The sequence below is a fragment of the Streptomyces sp. S6 genome (assembly GCF_054880855.1).
This window is the reverse complement of the sequence record NZ_JBTYMC010000387.1, coordinates 1-5517: the sequence shown is the minus strand read 5'-3', so window position 1 is coordinate 5517 and position 5517 is coordinate 1. Positions and strand designations below refer to the sequence as shown.

At 73.0% G+C, this 5517-nt stretch carries 4 protein-coding genes; all 4 read left to right on the top strand.

Annotated features, from left to right (window positions below):
• Nucleotides 1–307 (top strand): universal stress protein (locus tag ACVNF4_RS31875; protein ID WP_461806356.1); only part of this gene is annotated, 307 nt, incomplete at its 5' end.
• 21 nt (nucleotides 308–328) lie between these two features.
• Nucleotides 329–2686 carry a phosphoketolase family protein gene (locus tag ACVNF4_RS31870; RefSeq protein ID WP_461806355.1) on the top strand — a complete coding sequence of 786 codons (2358 nt, stop codon included), beginning with the start codon at nucleotides 329–331 and terminating at the stop codon, nucleotides 2684–2686.
• A gap of 31 nt (nucleotides 2687–2717) precedes the next feature.
• Nucleotides 2718–3713, top strand: a complete 996-nt coding sequence (gap, locus tag ACVNF4_RS31865; RefSeq protein WP_461806354.1) for a type I glyceraldehyde-3-phosphate dehydrogenase — start codon at nucleotides 2718–2720, stop codon at nucleotides 3711–3713.
• A gap of 105 nt (nucleotides 3714–3818) precedes the next feature.
• The coding region (locus ACVNF4_RS31860) for a GNAT family N-acetyltransferase (protein WP_461806353.1) at nucleotides 3819–5517 on the top strand (1699 nt) is incomplete at its 3' end.

Here is a 5517-nt window from a genome sequence, read left to right as displayed (position 1 = left end):
GTTCGCCCTGCGGGAGGCCCAGGTGCGTGACGCGGAACTGGAGGCCGTGCGCACCTGGCGGTCCCCCGGGCACGAGGACCGCGCCTCGGCGGCCCTGGAGCGGGCGCTGCGGCATGCCCCCGAGGGGCTGCGGATCCGCCGCCACCCCGTCGAGGGACATGCCCGGCAGGTCCTGGTCTCCGCCTCCTGCCAGGCCGACCTCCTCGTCGTGGGCACCCGCACGGCCCCCGGCCGTCTCAGCCAGGTCACCCGCCGGCTTCTGCACCACGCCGCCTGCCCCGTCGCCGTCGTACCCGAACGCCACTGACACCCCTTCTGGAGCCCCCCGATGCCCGAGCTGTCCGACACCGAACTCCGTTCCCTCGACGCCCACTGGCGGGCCGCCAACTACCTCGCCGCCGGCCAGATCTACCTGATGGCCAACCCCCTGCTCACCGAGCCCCTGCGGCCCGAGCACATCAAGCCCCGGCTGCTGGGCCACTGGGGCACCTCCCCCGGCCTGGCTCTCGTGTACACGCACCTCAACCGGGTCATCAAGGCCCGTGACCTCGACGCGCTGTGCGTGTGGGGGCCGGGACACGGCGGGCCCGCGGTGCTGGCGGGGTCCTGGCTGGAGGGCAGTTACGCCGAGACCTACCCGGACGTCTCCCGGGACGGGGCCGGCATGGAGCGCCTCTTCCGGCAGTTCTCCTTCCCCGGCGGGGTCCCGAGCCACGTCGCCCCGGAGACCCCCGGCTCGATCCACGAGGGCGGCGAACTCGGCTACTCCCTCGCGCACGCCTACGGCGCCGCCTTCGACAACCCGAACCTCCTCGTCGCCTGCGTGATCGGCGACGGGGAAGCCGAGACCGGCCCGCTCGCCGCGTCCTGGCACGCGAACAAGTTCCTCGACCCGGTGCACGACGGCGCCGTCCTGCCGATCCTCCACCTCAACGGCTACAAGATCGCCAACCCGACGGTCCTCTCCCGCCTCCCGCAGTCCGAACTCGACGAGCTGCTGCGCGGCTACGGCCACCACCCGATCCACGTCACCGGCGACCACCCCCACGACGTGCACCGCGCACTGGCCAACGCCATGGACACCGCCCTCGACCAGATCGCCGTCATGCAGCAGACCGCCCGCGAGAACGGCATCACCGAACGCGTCCACTGGCCGGTCATCGTCCTGCGCACCCCGAAGGGCTGGACGGGCCCCGCCGAGGTCGACGGTGAACCCGTCGAAGGCACCTGGCGCGCCCACCAGGTCCCCCTCGCCGCCGTCCGTGAAAACCCGGAACACCTGCGGCAGTTGGAGGCGTGGCTGCGCTCCTACCGGCCCGAGGAGCTGTTCGACGCGGACGGCCGTCCGGTGGCCGCCGTGCTGGACTGCATGCCGTCGGGAGCGAGGCGGCTCGGCGCGAGTCCGTACGCCAACGGCGGGCTCCTCGTGCGGGAGTTGCCGCTGCCCGGCCTGGACGACTTCGCTGTCCCCGTCGACAAACCCGGCACCACCCTGCACGAACCCACCCGTGTCCTCGGCGACTTCCTCTCCCGCCTCATGCGGGACACCCGGCTGCGGCGGGACTTCAGGATCGTGGGCCCCGACGAGACCGCCTCCAACCGGCTCCAAGCGGTCTTCGACGCGAGCGGCAAGGCGTGGCAGGCCGCCCTGCTGCCCACCGACGAGCACCTCGAACGGCACGGCCGGGTCCTGGAGATCCTCTCCGAACACCTCTGCCAGGGCTGGCTGGAGGGGTATCTGCTGACCGGCCGGCACGGGCTGTTCTCCTGCTACGAGGCGTTCGTCCACATCGTCGACTCGATGGTCAACCAGCACATCAAGTGGCTGAAGACGTCGCGGGAGTTGCCGTGGCGGGCCCCGATCGCCTCCCTCAACTACCTTCTGACGTCGCACGTGTGGCGCCAGGACCACAACGGCTTCTCCCACCAGGACCCCGGCTTCGTCGACCACGTCCTCAACAAGAGCCCCGAGGTCGTCCGCGTCTACCTGCCGCCGGACACCAACACCCTGCTGTCCGTGGCCGATCACGCGCTGCGCAGCCGCGACTACGTCAACGTGATCGTCGCCGGGAAGCAGCCCTGCTTCGACTGGCTGCCGATGGACCGGGCCCGCGCCCACTGCGCGCGCGGCGCCGGGATCTGGGAGTGGGCCGGCACCGAGAACGGCGCCGAACCGGACGCCGTCCTGGCCTGCGCGGGCGACGTCCCCACCCAAGAGGTGCTGGCCGCCGCCCAGTTGCTCCGGCATCACCTGCCGGACCTCAGGGTGCGGGTCGTCAACGTCGTCGACATGACCCGCCTCCTGCCCCGCGAGGAACACCCGCACGGCATGAGCGACTTCGAGTACGACGGCCTCTTCACCCCCGACAAGCCGGTGATCTTCGCCTACCACGGCTACCCGTGGCTCATCCACCGCCTCACCTACCGGCGCACCGGCCACGCGAACCTCCACGTGCGCGGCTACAAGGAGTCCGGCACCACGACCACACCGTTCGACATGGTCGTCCGCAACGACCTCGACCGCTTCCGGCTCGTCATGGACGTCATCGACCGCGTCCCCGGCCTCGCGGTCCGCGCCTCGGGCGTCCGGCAGGCCATGGCCGACGCCCGTACCCGCCACCACGCCTGGATCCGCGAGCACGGCACCGATCTGCCGGAGATCACGGACTGGGCCTGGAACATCTGAACACCCGTCGCAGGAAAAGGAGTTCACCGTCATGACCGTACGTGTCGGCATCAACGGCTTCGGCCGGATCGGCCGCACCTATCTGCGCGCGGCCCTGGAACGCGGCGAGGGCGTCGAGGTCGTCGCCGTCAACGACATCGCTCCCGCCGCCACCTTGGCCCATCTCCTGGAGTACGACTCGACGTTCGGGCGCCTCGGGCGGGAGGTCGCCCACGACGAGGGGTCGATCACCGTGGACGGGCGGCGGATCGCCGTCACCGCCGAACGGGACCCGGCGGCGCTGCGCTGGGCGGAGTTCGGGGTCGACGTCGTGATCGAGTCCACCGGGCGGTTCCGTGACCGCGACTCGGCGGCCCTGCATCTGAAGGCGGGCGCCGGGAGGGTGCTGCTGTCCGCGCCGGGCAAGGGGGTGGACGCGACGCTCGTGGTGGGGGTCAACCACGGCGGCTACGACCGTGCGCACGACCGGATCGTGTCGGCGGCGTCCTGCACCACGAACTGTGTCGCGCCGATGGTGAAGGTCCTCGACGACGCGTTCGGCGTGGAGCGCGGCATGCTCACCACGGTGCACGGCTACACCAACGACCAGTCGCTGATCGACGGCCCGCACAAGGATCTGCGCCGGGCCCGCTCCGCCGCTCTCAGCATCATCCCGACCGGCACGGGTGCCGCCCGCGCGGTGGGTCTGGTCCTGCCGGAGCTGGCCGGGGCGCTGGACGGGATCGCGGTGCGGGTGCCGGTGGAGGACGGCTCGCTCACCGACCTGACGGTGGTCCTGAACCGCCCGGCGACGCGGGAGGAGGTCAACGACGCGTTCGAGGCGGCGGCCGAGGGGGCGCTGCGCGGCGTCCTGCGGGTCTCGCACGCGCCGATCGTCTCCCGTGACGTGATCGGCGACCCCTCGTCCTGTGTCTTCGACCCGGCGCTGACCCAGGTGGGCGGCACGCTGGCCAAGGTCTTCGGCTGGTACGACAACGAGTGGGGCTACACCAACCGCCTGCTGGACCTGACCCGCCTGATGGCCTGACCGCAGGGGGCCGGTCGGCCCCCTCACCGGCCCCCGTCAGCCCCTGCCGGGGGCCCGCGCCGCGCCGGATGCTCGCAGTACCGACCGTTCCCGAAGGAGTCCCCCATGACGGACGACCTGCTCGACCGCACCCCCGCGCACGCACTGCTCGCGGACGGGACCACGGTGTGCATCCGGCCCGTACGGCCCGGCGACCACGACCAGTTGGAAGGGCTGTACGAGGAGATGTCACCGGAGCACCTGCGGCTGAGGTTCTTCTCGCCGAGCCGGCGTTCGGCCGCCCAGGCTGCCGACCGGGCCTGTGCGCCGGCCCGCCCCGGCTACCGGGCGCTGCTGGCCGAGGCGCACGGACAGGTGCTCGGGCTCGCCGAGTACGACACCCGCGGCGACGGCGACCGCGCGGAGATCTCCGTGGCCGTCGCGGAGGGGGTGCACCACCGGGGGGTCGGGACACTGCTGGTCGAGCACCTGGTGTCGGCCGCCCTCGCTGACGGCGTCACCGTCTTCACGGCCGACGCCCTCAGCGAGAACCGCGAGATCCTGCGTCTCTTCGCCGATCTGGGCCTGCGCCTCACGCGCCGCTTCGAGGGCCCCGAGGTGCGCTGCACGATCCGGCTCGACGAGGACGACCCGTACCTCACGGCCGTCGAGGAGCGCGGGCGGCGGGCGGACGTGGCGAGTCTGCGTCCGCTGCTGTGCCCGGAGGCGGTCGCCGTCGTGGGCGCCGGGCGCACCCCCGGCTCGGTGGGCCGCGCGGTCCTGCATCACCTGCACACCGGCGGGTTCGTCCGTCGGCTGTTCGCCGTGAACCCGGGCGTGACGTCGATCCTCGGCGTGCCCTCCTACCCGGCGGTGAGCCTGCTGCCGAAGACCCCCGACCTGGTGGTCGTGGCGGTCCCCGCGGCGGCGGTCCCGGCGACGGCCGAGGAGTGCGGCAAGGCCGGGGTGCGCGCGCTCGTGGTGGTGTCCTCGGGCCTGGACTCCGATCAGGCCCGGGGGCTGCTGGCGGCCTGCCGTACGTACGGCATGCGGCTGGTCGGCCCCAACTGCCTCGGCGTGGTCAACACCGAGCCGGCGCTGCGCCTGGACGCCACGTTCGCCGCCCGGCACCCGCTGCCCGGTGCCGCCGGGATCGCCGTGCAGTCCGGCGGGGTGGGCATCGCCCTGCTCGACGGGATGTCCCGGCTGGGCATCGGGGTGTCGTCGTTCGTGTCGCTGGGCGACAAGTACGACGTCAGCGGCAACGACCTGCTCCAGTGGTGGGAGGACGACGGCCGCACCTCACTCGCCGTGCTGCATCTGGAGTCGTTCGGCAACCCGCGCGCGTTCTCCCGCACCGCCCGCCGGGTCACCCGCCGGATCCCGGTCCTGACCGTGGACGCCGGACGCACCGACGCGGGCCGGCGGGCCGCCGCCTCGCACACCGCCGCCGCGGCCACCCCGACCATGACCCGGCGGGCCCTGTTCACCCAGGCGGGCATCACGGCGACCCGGTCGGTCGGCGAACTCCTGGAGACCGCCGCCCTGTTGCACTCCCAGCCGCTGCCCGAGGGGACCCGCGTGGCGGTCGTCACCAACGCGGGCGGGGCCGGGGTACTGGCGGCGGACGCCTGTACGGAGGCGGGGCTCGTGCTGCCCCCGATCCCCGAGGCCGTCCTCGCGGACCTGCCCGAGGGCGCCACCGCCGGGAACCCGGTCGACGCGACCGCCGCCGTGACGGAGGCCCAGCTGACCGCGTGCGTGGACCGGGTGCTGGCGTACGGGGGCGTCGACGCCGTGCTGGTCGCGCTGGTGCCGACGGCGG

Coding starts and splice junctions, on each gene's coding strand:
- ACVNF4_RS31870 (WP_461806355.1), top strand. CDS start 329: ATGCCCGAGCTGTCCGACACCGAACTCCGTTCCCTCGACGCCCACTGG.
- gap (WP_461806354.1), top strand. CDS start 2,718: ATGACCGTACGTGTCGGCATCAACGGCTTCGGCCGGATCGGCCGCACC.